The organism is Kitasatospora sp. NPDC034533 (assembly GCF_055575155.1).
Window position 1 is genome coordinate 63092 of sequence record NZ_JBVITE010000015.1, and the last position, 21685, is coordinate 84776.

The 21685-nt window shown below is 75.3% G+C and carries 21 protein-coding genes and 1 pseudogene; 12 read left to right on the plus strand and 10 right to left on the minus strand.

Annotation, left to right across the window (positions count from 1 at the left end; all coding sequences use genetic code 11):
* The first annotated feature begins 141 nt into the window (after positions 1–141).
* Complete coding sequence (locus ACZ55U_RS13775; RefSeq protein ID WP_465525840.1) at positions 142–993, plus strand: SCO6745 family protein; 852 nt, start codon at positions 142–144, stop codon at positions 991–993.
* Between the two features lie 134 nt (positions 994–1127).
* Here the strand turns inward: ACZ55U_RS13775 and ACZ55U_RS13780 are convergent, their stop codons facing one another.
* The 5 genes from ACZ55U_RS13780 to ACZ55U_RS13800 all read right to left on the minus strand — a co-directional run bounded on the left by ACZ55U_RS13780 (position 1128) and on the right by ACZ55U_RS13800 (position 6243).
* Positions 1128–1796 (minus strand): C39 family peptidase, encoded by a 669-nt coding sequence (locus tag ACZ55U_RS13780; RefSeq protein ID WP_465525842.1) that lies wholly within the window; start codon positions 1794–1796, stop codon positions 1128–1130.
* A 409-nt stretch (positions 1797–2205) separates the two neighbouring features.
* Positions 2206–3234, minus strand: a complete 1029-nt coding sequence (locus tag ACZ55U_RS13785) for a S66 family peptidase (RefSeq protein ID WP_465525844.1) — start codon at positions 3232–3234, stop codon at positions 2206–2208.
* 129 nt (positions 3235–3363) lie between these two features.
* Positions 3364–4350 (minus strand): aldo/keto reductase, encoded by a 987-nt coding sequence (locus ACZ55U_RS13790; RefSeq protein ID WP_465525846.1) that lies wholly within the window; start codon positions 4348–4350, stop codon positions 3364–3366.
* A gap of 82 nt (positions 4351–4432) precedes the next feature.
* Positions 4433–5272, minus strand: a complete 840-nt coding sequence (locus ACZ55U_RS13795) for an ABC transporter permease (protein WP_465525848.1) — start codon at positions 5270–5272, stop codon at positions 4433–4435.
* Positions 5272–6243, minus strand: a complete 972-nt coding sequence (locus tag ACZ55U_RS13800) for an ATP-binding cassette domain-containing protein (RefSeq protein ID WP_465525850.1) — start codon at positions 6241–6243, stop codon at positions 5272–5274. The genes ACZ55U_RS13795 and ACZ55U_RS13800 overlap by 1 nt, the downstream gene beginning before the upstream one ends.
* A gap of 105 nt (positions 6244–6348) precedes the next feature.
* Here ACZ55U_RS13800 and ACZ55U_RS13805 point away from each other — a divergent pair, with 105 nt between their 5' ends.
* Positions 6349–7173 (plus strand): TetR/AcrR family transcriptional regulator, encoded by an 825-nt coding sequence (locus ACZ55U_RS13805; RefSeq protein ID WP_465525852.1) that lies wholly within the window; start codon positions 6349–6351, stop codon positions 7171–7173.
* Here ACZ55U_RS13805 and ACZ55U_RS13810 read toward each other — a convergent pair.
* From ACZ55U_RS13810 to ACZ55U_RS13820, 3 genes and pseudogenes are all read right to left on the minus strand, one after another.
* On the minus strand, positions 7170–8594 hold the full coding sequence (locus ACZ55U_RS13810; protein ID WP_465525855.1) for a PLP-dependent cysteine synthase family protein: 1425 nt from the start codon (positions 8592–8594) through the stop codon (positions 7170–7172). The two genes, ACZ55U_RS13805 and ACZ55U_RS13810, sit on opposite strands and share 4 nt — an antisense overlap.
* A 649-nt stretch (positions 8595–9243) precedes the next feature.
* Positions 9244–9951: pseudogene (locus ACZ55U_RS13815) on the minus strand (VWA domain-containing protein); the annotation flags it as partial.
* 100 nt (positions 9952–10051) lie between these two features.
* Positions 10052–10630 carry a DUF3885 domain-containing protein gene (locus tag ACZ55U_RS13820; RefSeq protein WP_465525857.1) on the minus strand — a complete coding sequence of 193 codons (579 nt, stop codon included), beginning with the start codon at positions 10628–10630 and terminating at the stop codon, positions 10052–10054.
* A gap of 129 nt (positions 10631–10759) precedes the next feature.
* Between ACZ55U_RS13820 and ACZ55U_RS13825 the strand changes: the two genes are divergently transcribed.
* Both ACZ55U_RS13825 and ACZ55U_RS13830 read left to right on the plus strand, forming a co-directional pair.
* Positions 10760–11902 carry a serine hydrolase domain-containing protein gene (locus tag ACZ55U_RS13825; RefSeq protein WP_465525859.1) on the plus strand — a complete coding sequence of 381 codons (1143 nt, stop codon included), beginning with the start codon at positions 10760–10762 and terminating at the stop codon, positions 11900–11902.
* Entirely contained in the window at positions 11890–12456 is a 567-nt protein-coding gene (locus ACZ55U_RS13830; RefSeq protein ID WP_465525861.1) for a hypothetical protein, read from the plus strand. Before ACZ55U_RS13825 ends, ACZ55U_RS13830 begins: the two co-directional genes overlap by 13 nt.
* Before the next feature lie 116 nt (positions 12457–12572).
* Here the strand turns inward: ACZ55U_RS13830 and ACZ55U_RS13835 are convergent, their stop codons facing one another.
* Positions 12573–13382, minus strand: a complete 810-nt coding sequence (locus ACZ55U_RS13835; RefSeq protein ID WP_465525863.1) for an alpha/beta fold hydrolase — start codon at positions 13380–13382, stop codon at positions 12573–12575.
* 260 nt (positions 13383–13642) lie between these two features.
* A complete protein-coding gene (locus ACZ55U_RS13840) occupies positions 13643–15151 on the minus strand; it encodes an outer membrane protein assembly factor BamB family protein (protein WP_465525865.1) in 1509 nt (502 codons plus the stop codon).
* A 284-nt stretch (positions 15152–15435) separates the two neighbouring features.
* On the opposite strand from ACZ55U_RS13840, the gene ACZ55U_RS13845 reads away from it, so the two are divergent.
* The 8 genes from ACZ55U_RS13845 (at position 15436) to ACZ55U_RS13880 (ending at position 21680) form a co-directional block, all read left to right on the plus strand.
* On the plus strand, positions 15436–16230 hold the full coding sequence (locus tag ACZ55U_RS13845; protein ID WP_465525867.1) for a hypothetical protein: 795 nt from the start codon (positions 15436–15438) through the stop codon (positions 16228–16230).
* A 273-nt stretch (positions 16231–16503) separates the two neighbouring features.
* The gene (locus ACZ55U_RS13850) at positions 16504–17193 is read left to right on the plus strand and encodes an alpha/beta hydrolase (RefSeq protein ID WP_465525869.1); all 690 of its coding nucleotides are present in this window, start codon (positions 16504–16506) and stop codon (positions 17191–17193) included.
* A 31-nt stretch (positions 17194–17224) separates the two neighbouring features.
* Entirely contained in the window at positions 17225–18178 is a 954-nt protein-coding gene (locus tag ACZ55U_RS13855) for an aminoglycoside phosphotransferase family protein (protein WP_465525871.1), read from the plus strand.
* Positions 18179–18348: 170 nt separating this feature from the next.
* Positions 18349–18711 carry a DUF6204 family protein gene (locus ACZ55U_RS13860; RefSeq protein WP_465525873.1) on the plus strand — a complete coding sequence of 121 codons (363 nt, stop codon included), beginning with the start codon at positions 18349–18351 and terminating at the stop codon, positions 18709–18711.
* Between the two features lie 75 nt (positions 18712–18786).
* Entirely contained in the window at positions 18787–19305 is a 519-nt protein-coding gene (locus ACZ55U_RS13865; protein ID WP_465525875.1) for a MarR family winged helix-turn-helix transcriptional regulator, read from the plus strand.
* A 265-nt stretch (positions 19306–19570) separates the two neighbouring features.
* Positions 19571–20257, plus strand: a complete 687-nt coding sequence (locus ACZ55U_RS13870; RefSeq protein ID WP_465525877.1) for a class I SAM-dependent methyltransferase — start codon at positions 19571–19573, stop codon at positions 20255–20257.
* A complete protein-coding gene (locus ACZ55U_RS13875; protein ID WP_465525879.1) occupies positions 20254–20658 on the plus strand; it encodes a sulfurtransferase TusA family protein in 405 nt (134 codons plus the stop codon). Before ACZ55U_RS13870 ends, ACZ55U_RS13875 begins: the two co-directional genes overlap by 4 nt.
* Positions 20659–20717: 59 nt before the next feature.
* The gene (locus tag ACZ55U_RS13880; protein WP_465525881.1) at positions 20718–21680 is read left to right on the plus strand and encodes a polysaccharide deacetylase family protein; all 963 of its coding nucleotides are present in this window, start codon (positions 20718–20720) and stop codon (positions 21678–21680) included.
* The last annotated feature ends 5 nt before the right edge of the window (positions 21681–21685 follow it).

Consider the following 21685-nt stretch of genomic DNA (forward strand, 5'->3'; position numbering starts at 1 on the left):
CAGCCGCCGCCGTGGTCATCAGCTGGTGAGCGGTCCGTGCACCCCCGCCGGAGGGCCACCGGCCGTCGCCGGGCCTGCCGGACCGTCCCGACCAGCCGAGTTCCCGCCCCGCCGGGAGCTCCGTCCGAGGAAGGTCTCCCGATGGCCGATCTCGTCCACCCCGCCCGCGCGCTGTGGTGGCTCTTCGAGCCGGTGCACGCCGTCACCTACTTCCAGCCCGAGGCCGGCGCGGCCTTCGAGGAGGCCGGTCTGCGCGGTCGGCTGCACGGCTACTTCGGCACCCGCGCGGCCCCGCTCGGCGCGGTGGACGCGCCGCCGGTGACGGCCGCGTTCTTCACCTTCGCCCCGTCGATGGTCGAGCGCGCCCTGCCGGAGGTGTGGAGCCACGCGAGCCCGGAGGAGGCGCTGACCGCCCGGCTGAAGGCCTCGGCGACGGTCCTGGGCCGGCTGCTGGAGCACGTGGACCGGGCGCAGGTCGAGCTGGTCGCCGAGACCCTGGAGCACGCCGCCACCCGGCTGGACTGCGCCGGCCGGGTGCTGGCCGCCGCCAACGCCGCGCTCCCCCGCCCCAGCGGCCTGTACGAGCGGCTCTGGCAGGCCGCCACCGTGATGCGCGAGCACCGCGGCGACGGCCACGTGGCCGCCCTGGTCACGGCCGGTCTGGACGGCTGCGAGGCGCTGGTGATCCGCTGTGCGATGGACCTGCGACGCGAGGACCTCCAGCCGCTGCGCGGGTGGACGGACGCCGAGTGGGAGGCGGCGGCCGAGCGCCTGGTCGAGCGCGGCTGGCTCACCGCCGAGGGGACGGTCACCGAACTCGGCCGGATCCGCCACCAGTCCCTGGAGGCCGCCACCGACCTGGCCGCCGCCCGGATCTGGGAGGACTACCCGCGGGCCGAACTCGACCGGCTGGCGGCGGCGTTGAAGCCGATATCGGCGCTGTGTCGCGGCCAACTGCCGATCAACCCGATGGGGCTGCCGGACAACCAGTGACCGGCGGCCTCTGACCGGCGACCGGTCCCCGGCAGCGGCGGCCGGTCACCGACGGACGATCACCGGCACCGGCGGCCTCTCACCGGCGGCTCGGGCAGCGCGACGCCCGGGCCGCCCGTCACCGGTCGGCGAGGTCAGGCGGCCCTCGGCGGGCCGAGCACGATCCCCCGCCCGGCGTAGAACCGCCCGAACGACCGCCACGGCACGCGCGCGAAGGCCTGCGACTCCCCCGGGAACCCGGAGGGGTTGTGGATCAGCAGCGCCGTGTCCGTGGCGCCGACCGCCAGCACCAGGTGGCCGCCGCGCCGCGCCGGCTCCGGCCCGTACGGGTCCCGGATCGACGGGTGCACCGACACCATCACCAGCCGCCCGCCGACCACCTCCGCCGACACCTCCTCGGGCGCCAACTCCCCTGCCCGCGCGGCCAGTCCCCAGCGCCGCTCGACGTACTCGGCGAACGGCGCGTGGATCAGCCCGCGCAGGCCGTCGCCGTCCCGCCGGTACGCCCCGGCCGCCTCGCACTCGGCCGCGAGCACCATCGCCGCCGGGCTCACTCCCCACCAGTGCTCCAGCGCCATCCGCAGGCAGGCCACCCCGCACAGCCGCCAGGACCACCAGGCGTAGTCCTCCGGGGTGGCCGCGCCGGACTGCCCCCAGCGCGGGTCCGCGGCGGCGTCCAGCCGGCCGTCGACGATCTCCCGCACCAGCTCCGCCGACTCCCACTGCGCGCGGTACGGCACCTCGTGCACCACCCGCAGCGGCCGTTCCGGCGCCTGCGGCCGCGCCCCACCCTCATCCACCATCCTCCGAAGCTCTCACGGCGGCGCCGACCGGACAACTCACGACACCGGCTGAGCAGCCGTGCTCAGGCGCCGACCTGCGGCTCTCCGCAGCGTGATCACGCCGGACACGACGAGCGGGTGAGGGGGCGACGGCGCGGAAAGCCGTTCGGGGAGTGCCGGCCCTGGTGGCCATGGGCGGACCGGTCCTCACCGGGCCGTGGGCCTACCTGGCGCTCGCCCTGGGCCCGGACTCCCCTTCCTCGCCCACCGCCCCCCGGCCACGCGCCCGCCCCGCCGTCGCCCACGGCCACGCCCCCCTCCCGCTGCCCGGCACCGGCCGACTCGCCGACGCTGCCGGCCACCGGCGCCCGATAGCCGCGCGGCCCGGGCGCCGGGCGCGGGGCGCGAGGTGCACGCACGCAGACGGGTGTCAGACCAGGGTCTGGGTCAGCTCGCTGCGCGCCGCCGAGTGCACGACCCGGCCCCGCGCGCCGTTGACGATCGGCAGGAACGGCGGGACGTGGCCGCACTCCACGTCGGCGATGATCGGCACGCCCAGCGAGCCGAGCGCGTCGAGGACGGCCTCGTCCTGGGTGAGCGAGGCGCTGTCCGGAGCGCTGGTCCGGCCGACCAGGACGGCGTTGGCCCGGTCGAAGAACCCGGCCAGGCGCAGGCCGTGCAGATTGCGGCAGATCTCGAAGGCCTCGTCGCAGTCGGCCTCGACGTACACCAGCAGCCCGTCCGGGGACTCGGCGTCGGCGAAGGCCGAGGCGTCGAGGTAGCGCGTCCCCCCGAGGTTGCACAGCGTCTCGACGCACCCGCCGATCAGCCGGCCCTCCGCCGTCACGTCGCCCGCCCCGTCGAGCCTGCGCCAGCCGCCCCGGGCGTCGAGGGTGAACTCGCGCACGTCCGGGTGGGCGGTGAAGTCGTCGTAGCCGCCCGAGCGGTGGCGGCCGGGCGGCACTTGGGCGAGCGAGGCTCCGGTGGGCGCGGCGACGAGGTCGAGCCAGGAGAGCAGGCCCTCGGGCACCCGGTACGGGGTGTCCATGAGGTTGTTGCCGTGGACGGTCGCGATCCCGGTGAGCAGGGTCAGCGGGGTGATCAGGGTGGAGACGTCCGAGTACCCGACCATCCAGGTCGGCTCGGCCTCCCGCAACCGCTCCCAGTCGAGCAGCGGCAGCAGGTCGATCGCGGTCTCCCCGCCCCACGGCGGCACCACGGCCCGGATGGTGGGGTCGGTGAGCATCTCCATCAGCTCCCGCGCCCGCTCGGCCGCCGGGGCGCTGACGTGCCCGGAGCCGTCCATGCACGCCCCCACGACGACCTCGTAGCCGCGCTCCGCCACGTCCTGGACGGCGAACCGCAGGCGCTCGTGGTGGCCCGGCCCGACCCCACTGGACGGGGACGTGACCCCGATGCGGTCGCCGGGGCGCAGAGGACGCGGATACCTGATCGACATGCCCGGATTCTGGCACGGCACCGCGTCCGGACGGCACCGCGTTTTCCGGCACCGCACGGGCCGAACACCCCCGCCCCGGCCGCCGTCGGGCAGCCGGGGCCGGACCATCGGCCAGGGCACCCGAAGGCCCTACCAGGCGTAGTCCTCCGGGGCGGGCTGGTGGCCCGGGAAGAGTTCGTCGAGGCGGTCGAGGGTCTTCTGGTCGAGCTTGAGGTCGAGCGCCCGGATGGCGGCGTCGAGGTGGGCCGGGGTGCGGGGGCCGACGATGGGCGCGGTGACGGCGGGGCGGGAGAGCAGCCAGGCGAGGGCGAGGTCCGCCGGGTCGGTGCCGAGTTCGTCGGCGAAGTCCTCGTAGGCCTGGATGCGGTCGCGGTGCTTGGTCAGGAGCTCGTCCGCGTAGCCGAGCGCACTGCGGCCCCGGGTGCCCTCGCGCTCCTTGCGCAGGACGCCGCCGAGCAGGCCGCTGCGCAGCGGGGACCACGGGATCAGCCCGAGGCCGTAGTGCTGGAGGGCGGGGATGACCTCCAGTTCGACGGCGCGGTCGAGCAGGTTGTACAGGGACTGCTCGCTGACCAGGCCGAGGAAGTGGCGGGAGCGGGCGGCCTCCTGGGCCTGGGCGATGTGCCAGCCGGCGAAGTTGCTGGAGCCCACGTAGACGATCTTGCCCTGGGCGACCAGGACCTCCATCGCCTGCCAGATCTCCTCCCAGGGCGTGGCCCGGTCGATGTGGTGCATCTGGTAGAGGTCGATGTGGTCGGTCCGGAGCCGGCGCAGGCTGGCCTCGACGGCCTTGCGGATGGCGAGCGCGGAGAGCTTGCCCTCGTTGGGCCAGTCGCCCATGTCGGCGTAGGCCTTGGTGGCGAGGACGGTGCGCTCGCGGCGGCCGCCGCCCTGGGCGAACCAGCGGCCGATGATCTCCTCGGTACGGCCCTTGAGGTTGCCCTCGCTGTCGCGGCCGTACGCGTTGGCGGTGTCGAAGAAGTTGATGCCGCGCTCGTGGGCGGTGTCCATCAGGCGGTGGGCCTCGGCTTCCTCGGTGTGGCGGCCGAAGTTCATGGTGCCGAGGCAGAGGCGGGAGACGGTCAGGCCGGTGCGGCCGAGGTGGGTGTACTCCATGGCGAACCACCTTCGGCCGCATCGGCGCCGATGTCCAGCGCATTCCGCCGGATGCGTCCGATCACCGCCCACCGGTGGCGGATCACCGCCCGTGGGCGGCGAACTTCCGTACGGCGAGCGGCACACAGGCCGCGAGCAGGGCGGCGCTCCAGAGCAGTGCGACGAGGGTGGCGTGCTGCATCGGCCAGGCGGAGCCTGCCGCCGAGGGGTTGCCGAACAGCTCCCGGCAGGCCTGGACGACGGCGCTGATCGGGTTCCAGTCGGCGAGGAAGCGCAGCCAGCCGGGCATGCCGCCGGTCGGCACGTAGGCGTTGGTGACCATCGCCAACGGGAAGACGGCGACGGACAGTTGACCGGCCGCCTCCTCCTTGCCGACGGCCAGGCCGAGCAGGGTGCCGACCCAGGTCATCACGAAGCGGAAGAGCAGCAGCAGGGCGAACGCCCCGGTGGCGTCGGCGAGTCCGTGCCGGGCGCGCCAGCCGGCGCCGAGCCCGACCAGGGCCAGCAGGGCCAGGACGACCACGCTGACCAGCAGGTCGGCGAGGGTCTGCCCGAGCAGCAGCCCGGTGCGGGAGACCGGCATCGAGCGCAGCCGGTCGGTGACCCCGCGCCCGACGTCGCGGGCGGCGCCGACCATGGTCGGCATGACGCCGTTGGTGGCGACCATGGCGAACATGCCGGGCATCAGGAACTCCCGGTAGTCACCGCCGCCCGGCACCTGGATGGCGCTGCCGAAGACGTACCCGAAGACCACCACCATCACCACCGGCACGCCCAGCGAGGCGGCCAGCAGGCCCGGCGAGTGGCGGTAGTTGAGCAGGACGCGGAGCATCGACGTCCCGGTGTCGGCGACCAGGCGAGCGGCGGCGGAGGGCCGCGGGGCGAAGGGCCGCGGGGCAGCGGCCGAGGCGGTGGCGGACATCAGGAGGCCTTCCGTTCGGTGAGCGCGAGGAACACGTCGTCCAGCGAGGGCGTCCGCACCGCGACGTCCTCTGCGACGACCCCGGCGCCGTCCAACTCCCGTACCAGCGAGGGCAGCTGGACAGGCGCACCCGGCGCCGTCAGCACCGTGACGGACCGCTCGGCGACGTCCACCCGGGCGTCGCCGCCGGTCATCGAGGACAGCACCACGGCGGTGGCGGCGAGTTGGCCGGGATCGGCGAGAGTGACGGAGACCTGGCTGCCGATCGCCGCCTTGAGCCCGGCCGGCGGTCCGGTGGCGATGGCGGCGCCGTGGTCGACCACCACGATGTCGTCGGCGAGCCGGTCGGCCTCCTCCAGGTACTGGGTGGTGAGCAGCACGGTGGTGCCCTCGCTCGCCAGTTCCCTGACGGCGTCCCAGATCGCCTGCCGGCTTCGCGGGTCGAGTCCGGTGGTGGGCTCGTCCAGGAAGAGCACCGGCGGGCTGGTGACGAGGCTGGCGACGAGGTCGAGGCGCCGGCGCATGCCGCCGGAGTAGGTGCGGACGAGCCGGTCGGCGGCCCCCGCGAGGTCGAAGTGCGTGAGCAGTTCGTCGGCGCGCTCGCGGGCCCGGCGATCGCCGAGGCGGTGCAGCCGGCCGAGCACGCGGAGGTTGTCCCGGCCGGTGATGCCCTCGTCGACGGCGGCGTGCTGCCCGGCGAGGCCGATGGCGCGCCGGACGTCCTCGGCGGCGCGGACGACGTCGTGCCCGGCGACCCGGGCGGTGCCGCGGTCGGGCGCGACCAGGGTGGCGAGGACCCGGACGGCGGTGGTCTTGCCGGCGCCGTTGGGGCCGAGCAGGCCGCACACGGTGCCGGCCGGGACGGTGAGGTCGAGGCCTCGCAGGGCCTCGGTGGCGCCGAAGCGTTTCTCCACGCCCGCCATCTCGATGGCGGGCGCCGCGCCGGCGGCGGTTCGGGCGGTGTCGGACATGGCTCTGCCCCTTCTCTAGGTACATCGTACGTAGAAGCGCGCTCGGGCGCCATGCTACTACGTACGGCGTACGTATCTAAGATGGGTGAGCGAGGTGATCTTCCAGTGCCGTCCAGCAAGCCCCCCACCGGCTCCGACAACCCGGAACCGCCGGCCAAGCCGGTTCCCCCCGAGGCCCCCGAGCTGATCTGGCTGCGCCCCGAACGCACCGGCCGCGGCCCGCGCCCGGCCCACAGCCGCGACTCGATCGCCGCGGCGGCCATCGCGATCGCCGACGCCGAGGGGCTGGACGCCGTCTCCATGCGCCGGGTCGCGGCGGCGCTGGGCGCGGGCACCATGTCGCTCTACAACTACGTGCCGAAGAAGGAGCACCTGCTCGACCTGATGCTCGACGCGGCCACCGGCGAGTACCACCTGCCGCCCGAGCCGAGCGGCGACGTGCGGGCCGACCTCACCGCCCTCGCCCACCAGCAGCTCGCCATCTTCCGCCGCCACCCCTGGCTGCCCGCCCTGGTGCTGGCCCGCCCGAGCATCGGCCCCAACGCCCTGCGCTACACCGACCACTTCCTCGCCGTCACCGCCCCCACCGGGCTCGGCGGCGGGGCCCGGATGGAGGCGATGGCCCTGTTCAACGGCTTCGTCTGCCAGTTCGCGCAGTACGAGCAGACGGCCGCGGCGGGCGCCAAGTGGCAGGCGGAGCTGGTCGGTTACCTCGGCCAGGCCGCGGCGAGCGGCGAATTCCCGCACCTGGCCCAGGCGTTCGCCGCCGCCGGACCGCCCGCCGATCCGACCCGGGCCTTCGACCGCTCCCTGGGGCGGGTGATCTCCGCCATCCTGGCGCCCGCCGAAGAGCGCGCCGAAGAGGACCTCGGAGAGGGCGTCGAAGAGAGCGCCGGAGGGAGCGCCGAGGGGAGTGCCGAAGGGAGTTAGGCCAGCACCTCCCTCGGCAGCACCCCGGCCACCCGCCCGTCCACCAGCACCAGCACGGCCGCACGCCGCTCCCCCAGCGCCGCCCGCGCCTCGGCCGGCGACTGCCCGACGCCGACCGTCGGCAGCGCCGGGCCGAGCAGCCCGCCCAGCGGGTCGCCGGGCCCATCGCCCAGCGGGCCGCCCGACCGGCCGTCCAGCCGGTCGTCCGGCTTGGCGGCACCCTCCGCGAGCGCCGCCTCCAGCACCTCCCGGGACACCGAGCCGACCACCTCGGTCGCCGCCACCCCGTACGGGCGCGCGGGCCGCGCCAGCACGGCCGGGGCGACGCCGCCCGGCACGCCGCGCAGCAGTTCCAGGGCCTCGCCGACGGTCGCCCCGGCGTCGACGGTCACCAACGGTCCGGCGGCGCCGAGCAACGGACGCAGGCCGTCCGCGCCCTCCTCCAGGAAGCCCCACTGCCGCATCCAGGCGTCACTGTGCACCTTGGACAGGTAGGAGCGCCCCGAGTCCGGCAGCACGACCACGACCAGGTCCTCCGGCCCGAGGGTGCGCGCCACCCGCAGCGCCGCGGCGACGGCCGAGCCGGAGGACGGTCCGGCCAGCAGGCCCTCCTCCCGGGAGAGCCGACGGGCGGTCAGCAGCGACTCGCGGTCGGGGATGCGCTCGTAGGAGTCGATCACCTCCGAGCGCAGCGCCTGCGGCCAGCGGTCCTCGACGGTGTCGGGGTGGAGGAAGTGCCCGATGCTCTCGACGTACCAGGGGCTGCCGTCGCCGCCCCCGTACGAGGAGGACTCCGGATCGGCTCCGACCACGGTCACCGCGCCGCCGGACACCTCCTTGAGGTGGCTGCCGGTGCCGGTGATGGTGCCTCCGGTGCCGACGCCCGCGACGAAGTGGGTCACCCGGCCGCCGGTCTGCTCCCAGATCTCGGGGCCGGTGGTCCGGACGTGGGCGTCGGGGTTGGCCAGGTTGTCGTACTGGTTGGCGAGCCAAGCGCCGGGGATCTCCTCGGCGAGGCGCTGGACGACGTTGAACAGGTGCCTCGGATCCTCGGCCGGCACGGCCGTCGGCGCGAGCACGACCTCGGCGCCGTACGCCCGCAGGATGTCCGCCTTCTCGGCCGACGACTTGTCGGCGACCCCGGCGATCACCCGGTAGCCGCGCTGCCGCCCGACGATCGCCAGGCCGATGCCGGTGTTCCCGGAGGTCGCCTCGATGATCGTCCCGCCCGGCTTCAGCAGCCCGTCCCGCTCGGCGGCCAGGACCATCGAGAGCGCGGCGCGGTCCTTGACGCTGCCGCCGATGTTGAGGAACTCGACCTTGGCGTAGATCGGCGCGGGCAGGCCGGCGCCGAGGCGGGCAAGGCGGATCAGCGGCGTCCCGCCGATCGCGTCGAGGACGGATTCGTGAGCTGCGGCCATCGTCGGCCCCTTTCGCTAGCGTTGTCTCGGCCCGAGCCTGCCCAGGTCAAGGGCTCGGTAGACGGCAGCGGCACCGTTCCTCATCCGGCCGAAACAATGTCCGAGCGGGGCCCGGACCCGGCCCGCCCCTCCACCGGGGGAGCGCGGACAGGAGCGCGCGGCTTCGACCTCACGCCCTCCGGCTCCGCCGCACTCCAGACCGCGCACGGCCGCCCCTCGGGCCGACCGTGCGCGGAGCGTAGCCGATCGTCGGATCAACGGCCCGAAGCGGCCTCGCTCCCAGCGGCCGAGCCAGGGGGCCGTGGCGGACGGCAGTTCCTCGTCCTCCGTGGATTCGTCGTACGGGAGCGGCGAGGCCGGCGCGAACCAGCCCGCCGAGCAGCCCAGCCCGCCGACCAGCCCAGCCCTCCGGAGCGGGAAGCCGGCCGAGCCGACTTCCCGCTCCTCCGCCCCGGACTCAGGCCCCCCGCCGCCCCAGCGATGCGGTCAGCCTGGCCCAGAGGCCCCGGCGCTGCGGCTCCTTCGCAGCCGGAGCGGCCGGAGCGGCCGGGACAGGCGAGGCAGCCGGGGAAGGCGAGGCAGCCGGGGCAACCGCAGCAACCGGAGCCGCCGCGGCCGCCCGCACCCGCCCCGCCGGGCCCGGAGGCGTGATGCCCTGGGCCCGGATGGCGTCCAGCCACCCCGGAAGGTCCGCGAGCAGCAGGTCGTACAGCTCGTCGTCGGAGACCGCCCGGGGGTCGCGCCCCAGGTGGACGAAGCCCGCGTTGTCGACCGGCCGCTTCTGCGGGACGGCCAGGCCCGTGAGCTTGCGCAGGAACTCGAACTGGCGGCTGTCCGGGTCGCCGAAGCCGATGAACTGCCAGAAGATCGGCAGCTTCGCCGCCTCGCACAGGCGGGCCTCCGCCGCCGCCTTGCTGATCGGCCCGCCGTCCGTCTGGAACACCACGAAGGCCGGGTCCGTGGCGCCGCTCGCGAGGTAGTGCCGGACCACCGCGTCCATCGCCAGGTGGTAGCTGGTCTTGCCCATGTGGCCGAGGCCCGCGACGATCCGGTCGATCCAGCCCTCGTGGTGTTCCAGCTCGATCTCCTCCTCGGCGTCGACCCCGGTGGAGAAGAACACGACCGGCACGGTGCCGTCGTCGTCCAGGTGGGCGGACAGGCCCAGGACCCGGTCGGCGAGCGCCTGGACGCTGCCGTCCTTGTAGTAGGCCCGCATCGAGCCGGAGTAGTCGACCACCAGGTACACCGCCAGGCGCCGGCCGCTCAGCCCGCGCCGCTCCACCGACGCGCCGGCCTTCTTGTAGAGGCTCACCAGCGCGGGCGCGCTCTGCTCGACCTTGCTCAGACTGACGGCCACGGGCCACTCCCTCACTCACCGCGCACGTGATCGTCCACGCGCTCCCGACACTGTGCGCGGCGGACCGGGACGGCGGCAAGCCCTTGCGGAGGCCGGTCCCTCACATCCCGCCCGGGTACGGCGACAGCCACTCGGCGTGCCGTTCCTTCAGCCGGTCGCGCTCCTCCGCCGTGCTCAGGTAGACGTCCGCACCGCCGTCGTACGGGTGGTACAGCCGCCGCAGCCCGGCGCCGGCGATGATCACCCCGCTCTCCCGGTCGTCGGCGACCCTGCGCAGCAGCCGGTCCAGGCCGCCCCGCCGCCACCGCCGCCGCTCCACGAACACATGGCAGTAGTACGGGAATTCGAGATCATCATCGTCACAGGGCCAGGACCGCCAGTGCCTCGCGTCCCGGTGCATCCGGGGCGCGCTCGTCCGCTCCGACCACCTCGGGACCATGACGTACACCTCGGAGCCCGCGAACAGCTCGTCCAGCACGGTGTTGTGGCGCTCCAGCACGATCGCGTACTCGTGCTCGTCGTCGGGGTAGCGCTTGGACTCCGGCAGGCTGTGGAAGCGCACCCAGGCGTCCCGCTCACCGCGGCCGAGCTCGTACCCGACGGGCACCGTGCCGGGCCACCGCCGCTCCCAGAGCGCCGTCAGTGCCTCGCGCTCCGCCCTGTCCTTCGTCCTCGCCATCGGGCGAGTCTGCCACACCCGCCCCAGCAGCCCCGACCCGGGTAAATCCCCTCGTCACAACCGCCCGGCTCCCGTAGCGTGGTTCGGTCGATCTTGACAGCGGAACAGGGCAGAACGGGGCACCACACCATGCAGCAGTACCAGGGCTGGGCCGACGACCGCTTCGGCGCCGTCGCGGACGCCTTCGCCGCCAACTTCGCCGAGTTCCCCGAACTCGGCGCCGCCGTCACGGTGTTCGCCGGCGGCCGGAAGGTGGTCGAGCTGTGGGGCGGCACGGCCGACGAGCGCACCGGACGGGCCTGGACGCAGGACACCCTGGTGCCGGTGTTCTCCTGCGCCAAGGGCCCGGTGAGCATCTCCGCGCACCTGCTGGCCCAGCGGGGCCGGCTCGACCTGGACGCCCCGGTCGCCCGGTACTGGCCGGAGTTCGCCGCGAGCGGCAAGCAGGGGATCACCACCCGGATGATCCTCGGTCACCGCGCCGGCATCCCGGCGCTGGACGCGGCGCTCTCCTTCGAGGAGGTCGCCGCCTGGGAGCCGGTGATCCGGGCGATCGAGGCGCAGCAACCGCTCTGGGAGCCGGACACGGCGTACGAGTACCACGGCCATGTGCTCGGCTTCGCGGTCGGCGAGGTGATCCGCCGGATCACCGGTCTGACCCCGGGCGCGTTCCTGCGCGAGGAGATCGCCGAGCCGCTGGGCCTGCCGCTCTGGATCGGCCTGCCGGAGAGTGAACTCCCGCTCCTGGCCCGGCTGGTGGAGGCCGAGGGGCGTCGCCCGATGCCCGGCCCGGAGCACCTGCTCACCCGGATCGTCACCATGAACGGCGCGCTGGCCTTCCCCGGCCTGGACGTGCCGCACGGCTGGAACGACCCGGACCTGCACGCGGTGGAGCTGCCCGGCGCGGGCGCCGTCGCCTCGGCCACCGGCCTGGCGGGCGTCTACGCGGCGGCGGCCACCGGGCTGGAGGGCTCGCCCCGCCTGCTCTCCCACGACACCGTCACCGACGCGGTGCGCGAAGTCTCGTCCGGCGCGGGCTTCCTGGGCTTCGACATGGGCGCCCGCTGGGGCTCCGGCCTGCTGCTCGACTCCCCCGCCTTCCGCCCGCTGCTCGGCGCGCGCAGCTTCGGCAACGACGGCGCCGGCGGCCAGTTCGCCTTCGGGGACGACGAGTTCGGCGTCGGCTTCGCCTACGTCGCCAACCGGATGATCGGCCACGGCGACGCCCGGGCGAACCGGCTGATCGAGGCGGTGCGGGCATGCCTGGACTGACGGGCTTCCTGCCCCTCGTCACCGCCCTGGCCACCACCGGCGGCCTCGGCGAGCTGCGCTACGGCGCCTCGCTGCCCGAACTCGCCGCCCACTACGGCGACCCCTGGGACGGCGGACGCGTCCACAAGAAGGACCGCTGGCCGCACGCCTTCAGCTGGGGCGACGTGCAGACGGTGTTCTGCCGCTGCCGACGGCTCCATTCGCTGTCCCTGCCGGTCTGGCACGGCGAGCTCGACCTCCCGCAGCCGGGCGGCGCGTCGGTGACGCTCGACACCTCCGTCTCCGAGACCGACCTGATGGCGGCTCTGGCGGCCACCGGCCACAGCTGGGAGACGGTGACGTACGAGAACCTCCCCGACCAGCGGAACCTGGTGTTCTCACCGGCCGGGGAGGTCCGGGTCGAGCTGGTGCTCGTCGATCGCGACGGCTACGACCAGCCGCCGCTGCCGGAGTGGATGCTGCACAAGGCGGTGCTCTGGGGCTTCGAGCACGTCGACTGCCCCGAGCCGGACGGCACCCTTCCGGACGACGGCTGGGGCACGGCCCGGCTCTGAACCGGCGGCGGGCCGTTCGGTTCACTCCCGGGTGCGGAAAGAGCCCGCACCCTGGGCGACTTGGGAAGAACGCGGCCCTGCGGGGATCCGAGCGGGACCGGACCCGGCCGGAGGGATCACGCCAGCGCCCTCGGCAGCACCACCCGCACCCACTCCTCCGGCTGCGACAGGTGCGGCGCGTGCCCGGCGCCCTCGTACAGATGGCGTTCCGCCGCGGGCAGGGCGAGGTCGATCAGGTCCAGCACCGCGCCGAACACGGGCGCGCTGTCGTCGCTCTGGGTGAGCAGGGCCGGTTCGCCGAACCCGGACAGCCCGGCGAGGTCGAGGTCGAGGGCGTCCGGGTCGCGCAGCTCGTCCAGGAAGGTGGGCGCGTTGCGGATGTAGGTGTGCCGGACGGGCGCGGGCAGCTGCTCCCAGGCGCCCGGACCGAAGGCGAGGCTGTCCACGTACAGTTCGGCGGCCGCGGCGGACTCGGCCTGTTCCAGCAGCTCCCGGACGGCGGCGATCCGCTCCGCGAAGTCGGCGCCGAGCGGGCGGAGTTCCGGGTCGGCGAGCAGGACACCGGTGCCCGGCGGCTCGTGCACGGCGATCCCGCGCAGCAGGTCGGGCCGGGCGGCGGAGAGCCGGAGCGTGACCAGCGCGCCGTAGGAGTCGCCGTAGACGAAGGCGGGCGCGAGGCCCAGCCCCTGGATCAGCCCGGCCAGGTCGGCCGCGTCCTCGTGCACCGATCCCTGGGTGAGCGAGTCCTCGCTGCGACTGTGCCCCCGGCGGTCGTAGACGACGGCCGTGGTGGACTCCGCCAGGCCCGGCAGCACCCGCGCCCAGGAGTCCGCGTCGCTCCAGGAACCGTGCACCAGGACGGCGCCGGGGCCCTCGCCGTGGGCCTCGTAGTGCAGCGCCACCCCGTTCACCCTGATCTCGGCCATCACGAGTCTCCCGGTCTCGGCGGTGCTCCCCCACCAGCCTGACACAACCACCCGGAAGGCTCAGATCCTCCGGTGTCGGCACCGGGCGGGGGCGCAGCGGGGACGGTCGCGGCACGGCGGGGGCGCAGCCGAGCCGGGCACAGCAGAGCGGGGGCGCGGCCGAGCCGGGACACAGCGCATCGGGGCACCACACGGCCGCGCACGGCCGGGCACCGCACGTCCGCGCACCGCCGAGGCCGACCAGGACCGGACGGGCCCGCTCAGCTCATCACCCGCACCGGCGGCTCGTCCCGCGTCCCGTCCTCCGCGACCACCGTGAACCGCTCCGGGCCCGACAGCGACAGGTCCACCGGATAGAGCGACGCGGTGTCGTTGACGTCCAGCACGGCGCTCTGCCGTCCGGTCGCCGCCTCCACCCTGGTCACCCGGCCCCTGGTCATCGCCCACACCGAGCCGCCGTCCACCACCAGACCGGTCACCTGGTCGTCCAGCCCGGCCGTCCACCGCTTGCCGCCGTCCGCGAGCGAGTACGCGAGCAGCCGGCCGGTGGCGGTCCGGCTCGGATGCTTGCCGCCGCTGATGCCGACGTCGCCGGGCCTCTCGCCCGGCACGATGAACAGGTCGCCCACAACCACCCCGCCGAACAGCGGCCGGGCGCTGAACTCGTCGAAGGCGTGCAGCCCGCCGAGCATCACGTCCAGGTCGTACTCGTCCCCGGCGACCGGTATCGCCGCCCGCTGCCGGCCGGCCCGGTCGTAGCTGAGCACCGCGTGGGTGCCGCGCTCGGCCTGGGCGTCCACCCAGACCGCGAGCGGGTCCACCGACACCACCGCGAGGTTCCGCAGCCCGCCCGCGGGCAGCTCGATCCGCTGCCGCTCCCGCCCGTCCGCGGGCGCCAGCGAGCGCAGCACGGGCGACGCGTCGCCGCACTGGGCGACGGTGACGACGTCCCCGGGGCCGCCCGCGACCTGCAAGGGCGCGCACCCGGGGTCGACCGCGCTGCGCCAGGCGTCCCGGCCGTCCGCCAGCCCTACCGCGTGCCAGCCGGTCCGCTCCTGGAGGAGGGCCTGCTGTCCGGCCACGGCGACCACGTCCGGGGTGGCGTCGTCCCCGTCCCGGGCGGGCGCGTCCACCGTGGCGGTCCAGCTCTCGGTGCCGTCGGCGAGGTCGAGCGCGGTGACGGCGGAGCACGGCCTGTCGTGCGGCGAGTGGCCGATCAGTCCGACGGCGCCGCCGCGGGCCGGACCGCCGGGCCCGGTGCCCCGGCTCATCGCGCACACGGAGTCCTCCCCGGGCGGGGTCCAGCGCCAGAGGACGGCCCCGGTGGAGCTGCGGTACGCCACCACCAGGTCCGGCCGGACCCGCACCACCAGGTCCCCGCTGGTCCAGCTGCCGACGGCGCGGACCGTGGACGGCCGGTCCGGCGCCGCCTTCCAGGAGTCGTTGAGGCCGTCCCCGGCGAAGGCGAGGAAGACCGCGAGCCCCAGCAGCCCTCCGACGGCGACGGAGGGGAGACCGGCCCTGGGGTGGATCAGCGCCCACACGAAGCCCGCCCCGCAGGGCATCAGCCCGAGGATGCTGATGATCCCCATGTACGCGAGGCTGTCGCCGCCGAACCCGTTCGCCGGGCCGAACAGCACCGCCAGCCCCATGCTCGCGAACATGGCCCCCAGCACTCCGCCGGAGACCACGATCCAGGTCTCCTTGCCCCAGGCGAGCCTCGTGCTCCACCTCGCCCGGACGACACTGTCCTCGGGCCACACGGCCATGCCGGTCTCTCCCCTGCGACGCGCCGCCCACCGCGTCGGGGCGACGATCATCGGATCGTCGCAGAGCGCGCCATGATCCGGAACAAAGAGCAGGGAAAACCCGGGCCATGGCCTGCTCCCCGGCCCTTCGGCCCCGGCGGGCGTCCGCTCCCGGACCGCCCGCCCGGTCCCAGGCGGTGTCCCCGCCCGGCCGCCTCTGCCCGCAACCGTGTTGGGGCCCGGCCCGGCCCGACCGTCGTCCCGTCCGATTAGAATGGCGCGCTCCACAGCCGAGGGGGTCAGCGATGAGTGGTCTCACCCGCTGCGACGCGGTCGCGGCCGAGGCGGGCCTGGGTGAACGGCGGCGGGTCTACCGGACGACCCGCCGGATCGGCGAGGGGACGGCCAAGTGGGGCCTGGGGCTGCCGTCCCTGCTCGTCTTCGCCGCCTCCGGCTGGACTTGGTGGGGCGCCGTCATCGCGGTCGCCGTCCTGGCCGCGGGCATTTGGGCCTACAAGACGGTGCCGCCGCGCTCCGGGCTGGTCGCCGTGGCCCGCTACGAGGGCGGCCTCGTGCTCCACCACGCCGGCGGCGACTTCACCGCCCTGCCCTGGGATGCCATCGAGAGCTACGAGTACATCCGCTCCCAGACGGAGTTCCGGGGCAACCTGATGACCGAGCGCTTCGCCCGCGTCCTCATCCTGCCGTACGGGCGCGAAACCCCGTACGTGGTCATGAAACTGGCCGGCCGCTACGAGCCGGGTCTGGCGGAGGCCATCCGGGCCGGTCTGATGCCGCGCTACACCGGGCAGCTGCGCGAGCGGTTCGAGGAGGAGGGGCACGTCGTGTTCGGGCGGGCGCTCGCCGTGGTGCCCCAGGGCCTCATCCTCAACCCCGGCGACCTCCACCACAGCGAGACCGTGCCGTGGAGCGATCTGGAGGACGTCACCGCCGAGGCCGAACGCGAGCTGCGGATCACGGCCCGTACCGAACTGGAGCGGGGCGGACGGCAGGTCGGCTTCCTCATCCCCGACGCGGACGTCGCCGCGGCCTTCGTCCTGGAGACGCGGGCGAAGTTCCTGCCGAAGCAGGCCGGGTGACCGGTCCGGCTGCCCCCTAGCCTCAACCACCCATCGCTCCACCGCAGTTGACGCCCATCACGACGCCCTCGGGCCGTCGGACACGCCGGACCCCACCTCGCACACGCACCCCCGGCCGGACCCTTCCGCAGCACGCCCCTCCCCGGTCCCGTCGCCCCTGTGCGCCCCGCACCCAGCGCCACGCCCCGGTGCGGGAGCGGCGAGACCCGGCCCGAGCCGCAGGAACCCACCGGAACCGTAGAATCCGCCGGTACGCACCAGGAGGGATTTCGCGTGTTCCGAGCGCAGCGTCCGCGCACCGCAGAGCTGACCCCGCGGCGGGGCGAGGGGCCGGTCACCGGCGTCGCCCTGCTGCTGCCGGGCGGATTCATCCGCAGCCGGCGCGCCCCCGTGAAGGTCGCCGAGCTGGGACTGCGGGACCTGGCCACCGAGCTCACCGAACGCGGCCGGCCGCACGGCCTCGCGGTGCACCTGCTGCGCTACCGCCACGGCGGCTGGAACGGCGCCGACGCCGACACCGCCGTCGACACCCGCTGGGCGCTCGACGAACTCGGCCGGCGGTACCCGGGCGCGCCCGTGGTGCTGATCGGCAACTCCCTGGGCGGGCGGGCGGCGTTCTGGTGCGCCGGACACCCGTCCGTGGTGGGCGTGGCCGGGATCGCCCCCTGGCTGCCGAGCGGCGACGCGGTCGGGCAACTGGCCGGGCGCCGGGTGCTGATCGTCCACGGCACCGCGGACCACAGTTCGGCCGGCGCCACCCAGTCCCTGGAGTACGCGCTGCGCGCCCGGCGCGTCGTCCCGGACCTGGCACGCTACGAGGCCCCCGGCGGCAACCACTACCTGATCCGCGAGGCCCGCGCCATCAGCGCCCTGACCACCGCCTTCACCCTCGCCGCCCTGGGCGCCGCACCCGCCCCACTGGCGGCGGGCGCGGTCTGCACCCGCCTCCCGCCCCTGCCGTAGCCCCCGGACCCCGCCACCGAGAGGAGGCCGAATGGTCGAGATCCCCGACGGGCTCGCCCGGGCCGCCACCGAGCGCGAGGGTGCCCGCGGCGCGGCCTGGATCGCCGAACTCCCCTGCCTCGCCGCCGGGTTGCTGGAACGCTGGGGCTGCGTGCAGGACGGCGAGGCCACCCACGGAGGCGTCGCCCTGGTCCTCCCCGTCCGGCAGGGAGCGGAGGGGCGGGCGGCCGTACTGAAGGTCTCGTTCCCCCACCCGGGCAACGTGCACGAGCCGGACGCCTTCGCGGTGTGGGCGGGCCGGGGAGCCGTCCGACTGCACGAACGGGACGACGGGCGCTTCGCGATGCTGCTCGAACGGGCGAGCCCGGTCACGCTCGCGGAGGTCCGCGACGACGACGAGGTCCTGACGGTCGCCGGGCGGCTCAGCCTTCGGCTCGCCGTCCCGGCTCCGCCCGGCCTTCCGCACCTGCCCGGACTCCCCCGGCTCAGCGCCAGGGCCGCCGACTGGGAGGAGCAACTGCGCCGCGACGCGACCTCGTTGGCCCACACGATGCCCGCCCGCAGCGTGGCCGCGGCCCTGGCCACCGTCCGCGAACTCGCCCGCGACCAGCCGGAGGTGCTCGTCCACGGTGACTTCCACCCCCGCGACATCCTGCGGGCGGACCGCGAACCCTGGCTGGCCGTGGACCCGAAGGGGTACGTCGGGGACCGCGCCTACGACGGCGGCACCCTGCTCAACGTCCACGCGCTGACCACGCTCGGCGGGGCGGACCCGCGCCGCACCGTCCCCCGTGCGATCGACGTCTTCGCCGAGGCCGCCGAGCTGGACCGCGAACGCGTCCGCCGCTGGGCCCAACTCCGGGCCGTCCAGGCGGCGTTCCGGGGCCGACGGCACGGCTTCCGGCGCGCCCGGAGCGGCCCCCGGCGCGACCTGCTCACCGCATGCGCCGACCGGCTCGCCGAAGCGCTCACCCCCACCCTGTGACCAAGCCGCCACGCCCTCCGAGCAGCCCCGCCCCGAGGACGGCCACAGACCCCCACCGCCCCGGCGCCCGCCCCCTGAGGTACCCGCTCCGGCCGTCAGAGCCGGGCCGCCGCCCCCCGCGCCGGAAATCGGGTTGGCGGCCGACCGTCCGCACTGCCTATCGTCGGGGGATGACCACTCGAACCTTCCGCATCATGGTGCGCGGCGTCTTCGACGGCCTCACCGACGAACAGCGCGCCGAACTGCTCGCCGCCGCCCCCGAGCACGACGTGCTGCGCGCCGCCTTCACCCGCGAGGGCCACCTCAGCTACGACCTGTCCGCGCGGGCCGCCTTCACCTTCCGTTTCCTCGACGAGGGCGAGGCCGAGGAGGACATCCTGGAGGCCACCGAGCGGGCCGAGCAGGCGGCGCGGGACTGGCTGAGCGAACGCGGCTACGGCCACAAGAACCTCCGATCCCAGGCCGAGGACCTCTCCCAGGCGCCCCTCGGCAAGCGCCAGCGCCAGCGCCGCGCCGCCGACACCGCCCGCTGATCCGGCCCCCTCCCCCTCCACCACCTCCTTGACGGCTCCTCGTCGAGATATGCTTGAGCAGTCAAGGAGGTGGCAATGACAAACCACTCGGAACCGCCGCAGCACCCGGAGCCGACCGAGCCGGCTCAGCCCCCGAGGGGCACGGGCCCCGACCCACTGGACACCGCCCTGCGGCTGGTCCGCGCCCAGGCGGCCCTGGTCAAGCGCTTCGACGCGGGCCTCAGCGGCCTGCACGGCGTCAGCCTGGCCGACTTCACCATGCTGCTCCACCTCTCCCGGGCCCCCGGCGGCCGGATGCGCCGGGTCGACCTCGCCGAGGCCCTCGGGCTCACCGCCTCCGGCGTGACCCGCGGCCTCGCTCCCCTGGAGCGGATCGGCCTGGTCTCCCGCGAGGCCGCCGCCCGCGACGCCCGGGTCACCTACGCCGCCCTGACCCCGACCGGCCGGGAACGGCTCGCCGAGATGCTGTACACCGCCCGCAAGGTCGCCGCCGAGCACTTCGCGGCCGACCAGTGGAGCGCCGAGGACCTCGACCGGCTCTCCGCGCTGCTCACCCGCCTCGGCGGCACCGCCCCCGGCCGGCACCTGGGCTGAGCCACGCGCCCGGCCTCCCCGCGTCCGGCCTGCCGGCGTCCGGCCTCTCCGCGCGCCCGCGTCCGGCGCACGAGGCGGCGCTCGACACGGCACACGATCCGGCGTGGACCCCCGCACACGCCGGGTCCACGCCGGAGCCACCACCCGGCCCGCGCCCCTCGCGTACCCCACCGCAACCGCCGCGCGCCCCCACCGCCTAGGCTGAACCCGCCCCATCCGCAGCACGCACCACCCCCGCACCACCCACCCCGCGAAGGGCGACACCATGACCGACACCCCCGGCACCGGGCCCGGCCGGGAACCCACCCTCGCCGAGGCCCAGCGCGCGCACTGGCAGCAGACCTACACCGCGCACCCCGGGATGTACGGCGAGCGGCCGTCCGCCCCCGCCGAGTACGCCGCCGAGGCCTTCGCCGCCGCCGGGGCCCGGGACGTGCTGGAACTCGGCGCCGGGCACGGCCGGGACGCCCTGCACTTCGCCCGCGCGGGCTTCCGGGTGCGGGCCGCCGACTTCAGCGCCACCGCCCTCCGGCAGCTGCGCACCGCGGCGTCGGAGCAGGGGCTGGCCGACCGGGTCACGGACCTCACCCACGACGTCCGCGACCCGCTGCCCCTCCCCGACGCCTCCGTCGACGCGGTGTTCGCCCACATGCTGCTCTGCATGGCGCTCTCCACCGAGGAGCTCAGGGCGCTGGTCGCCGAGGTCCGCCGGGTCCTGCGCCCGGGCGGCACCTTCGTCTACACCGTCCGCCACACCGGAGACGCCCACTACGGCGCCGGCACCGGCCACGGGGACGACATCTGGGAGCACGGCGGCTTCGCCGTCCACTTCTTCCCCCGCGAGCTGGTGGACGCGCTCGCCGAAGGCTGGCGCCTGACCGAGGTCCACCCCTTCGAGGAGGGCGAACTGCCCCGCCGCCTCTGGCGCATCACCCAGGAGACCCCGCGATGACCGCTCCCGACGCCACCACGCCCAAGGCCGACGCCGCCACCCGGACCGAAATCCGGGAAGCCCCAGAAGCCCCCGGCACCCCCGGAGCCCCCGCCCCCGAGGCCGGCGCGGCCGCCCCCGACCTCACCATCGACGGCACCGGGCTGCTCTGCGTCCAGCTCCTGCTCCGGCTGCGCGCCCGGATCGCGCACCTTCCGGCCGGCGCGGTGGTCCACATCCACACCACCGATCCGGCCGCCCCGCTGGACCTGCCCGCCTGGTGCCACCTGACCGGCCACGAGTACCTCGGCCCGGTCCCGTACGAGGCCACCGACCGCGAGGTGTACGCCCTGCGCCTCACCTCCGCCCCGGTCCCGACCCGCCCCGACCGCCCCTGGCACCCGGCCCCCGAGGTCGGCTGACCGGCCGCCGCCCCGGAAAACCCCGCGCACCCGACCGGCGCGCGGGGCACACTGCCCTCGTGCCCGCAGCCGACGCCACACCCCCGCCCGGCACCACCTCCCCCGATACCGGCCCCACCCGCGACGCCCCCACCGCCAACCGCCTCCTCGGCCACCCGCCCGACGCCCGCCTCCTGCTGCTCAACTGCGACGACCTCGGCCTGGACGAGTCCGTCAACCTCGCCGTGATCGACGCCGTCCGCGACGGCATCGCCGCCTCCTGCAGCCTGATGACCCCGTGCGCCGCCGCCCCGCACGCGCTGCGGCTGCTGCGCCGGCACCCGGAGGTCCCCTTCGGCGTCCACCTCACGCTGGTCTGCGAGTCCCCGGACCGCCGCTGGGGCCCGCTCACCGCCCGCGACCGGGTGCCCTCCCTCCTGGACGCCGACGGCGAGCTGTTCGCCCCCACCCCCTCCGGCCGCGCCCAACTGCTCGCCCGGGCCCGACTCGACCACGTGGAACGGGAGTTCCGCGCCCAGATCGACACGGTGGCGGCGGCCGGCCTCGCCCCGACCCACCTGGACTTCCACTGCCTGGCCGACGGCGGCCGCGAGGACATCCTCGACCTCACCCTCGCCCTCGGCGCCGAGTACGGCCTGGCGGTCCGGGTCTGGCTGCCGCCCGCCCTGGCGCGGATGCGCGAGCGCGGGCTGCCGGTGGTGGACCACGGCTTCCTCGACAGCTTCACCGTCCCCCTGGACGACAAGCCCGCCCGGTACGCCCGGCTGCTCGCTGCCCTCCCGCCCGGCCTCACCGAGTGGGCCCTGCACCCGAGCCTGGCCGGCCCCGACCCCCGTGACCCGCAGGACGGCCGGCGCGTCCGGCGCACCGACCACGCGTTCCTCGTCTCCCCCGAGGCCCCCCTGCTCCTCGCCGAGCACGGCATCACCGTCCTCGGCTACCGCACGCTCCAGGAGGCCTGGCAACGGGCCCGAGGAGGACTCGGCGCCCAGTCCCCGGGGCCGTCCGGTGTGCCACGATGATGAGG

Bases quoted from the DNA above. Each gene is read 5' to 3' on its own strand.
- ACZ55U_RS13775 (WP_465525840.1), top strand. From the start codon at position 142: ATGGCCGATCTCGTCCACCCCGCCCGCGCGCTGTGGTGGCTCTTCGAG.
- ACZ55U_RS13780 (WP_465525842.1), bottom strand. From the start codon at position 1,796: ATGGTGGATGAGGGTGGGGCGCGGCCGCAGGCGCCGGAACGGCCGCTG.
- ACZ55U_RS13785 (WP_465525844.1), bottom strand. From the start codon at position 3,234: ATGTCGATCAGGTATCCGCGTCCTCTGCGCCCCGGCGACCGCATCGGG.
- ACZ55U_RS13790 (WP_465525846.1), bottom strand. From the start codon at position 4,350: ATGGAGTACACCCACCTCGGCCGCACCGGCCTGACCGTCTCCCGCCTC.
- ACZ55U_RS13795 (WP_465525848.1), bottom strand. From the start codon at position 5,272: ATGTCCGCCACCGCCTCGGCCGCTGCCCCGCGGCCCTTCGCCCCGCGG.
- ACZ55U_RS13800 (WP_465525850.1), bottom strand. From the start codon at position 6,243: ATGTCCGACACCGCCCGAACCGCCGCCGGCGCGGCGCCCGCCATCGAG.
- ACZ55U_RS13810 (WP_465525855.1), bottom strand. From the start codon at position 8,594: ATGGCCGCAGCTCACGAATCCGTCCTCGACGCGATCGGCGGGACGCCG.
- ACZ55U_RS13820 (WP_465525857.1), bottom strand. From the start codon at position 10,630: ATGGCGAGGACGAAGGACAGGGCGGAGCGCGAGGCACTGACGGCGCTC.
- ACZ55U_RS13825 (WP_465525859.1), top strand. From the start codon at position 10,760: ATGCAGCAGTACCAGGGCTGGGCCGACGACCGCTTCGGCGCCGTCGCG.
- ACZ55U_RS13830 (WP_465525861.1), top strand. From the start codon at position 11,890: ATGCCTGGACTGACGGGCTTCCTGCCCCTCGTCACCGCCCTGGCCACC.
- ACZ55U_RS13835 (WP_465525863.1), bottom strand. From the start codon at position 13,382: ATGGCCGAGATCAGGGTGAACGGGGTGGCGCTGCACTACGAGGCCCAC.
- ACZ55U_RS13840 (WP_465525865.1), bottom strand. From the start codon at position 15,151: ATGGCCGTGTGGCCCGAGGACAGTGTCGTCCGGGCGAGGTGGAGCACG.
- ACZ55U_RS13845 (WP_465525867.1), top strand. From the start codon at position 15,436: ATGAGTGGTCTCACCCGCTGCGACGCGGTCGCGGCCGAGGCGGGCCTG.
- ACZ55U_RS13855 (WP_465525871.1), top strand. From the start codon at position 17,225: ATGGTCGAGATCCCCGACGGGCTCGCCCGGGCCGCCACCGAGCGCGAG.
- ACZ55U_RS13860 (WP_465525873.1), top strand. From the start codon at position 18,349: ATGACCACTCGAACCTTCCGCATCATGGTGCGCGGCGTCTTCGACGGC.
- ACZ55U_RS13865 (WP_465525875.1), top strand. From the start codon at position 18,787: ATGACAAACCACTCGGAACCGCCGCAGCACCCGGAGCCGACCGAGCCG.
- ACZ55U_RS13870 (WP_465525877.1), top strand. From the start codon at position 19,571: ATGACCGACACCCCCGGCACCGGGCCCGGCCGGGAACCCACCCTCGCC.
- ACZ55U_RS13875 (WP_465525879.1), top strand. From the start codon at position 20,254: ATGACCGCTCCCGACGCCACCACGCCCAAGGCCGACGCCGCCACCCGG.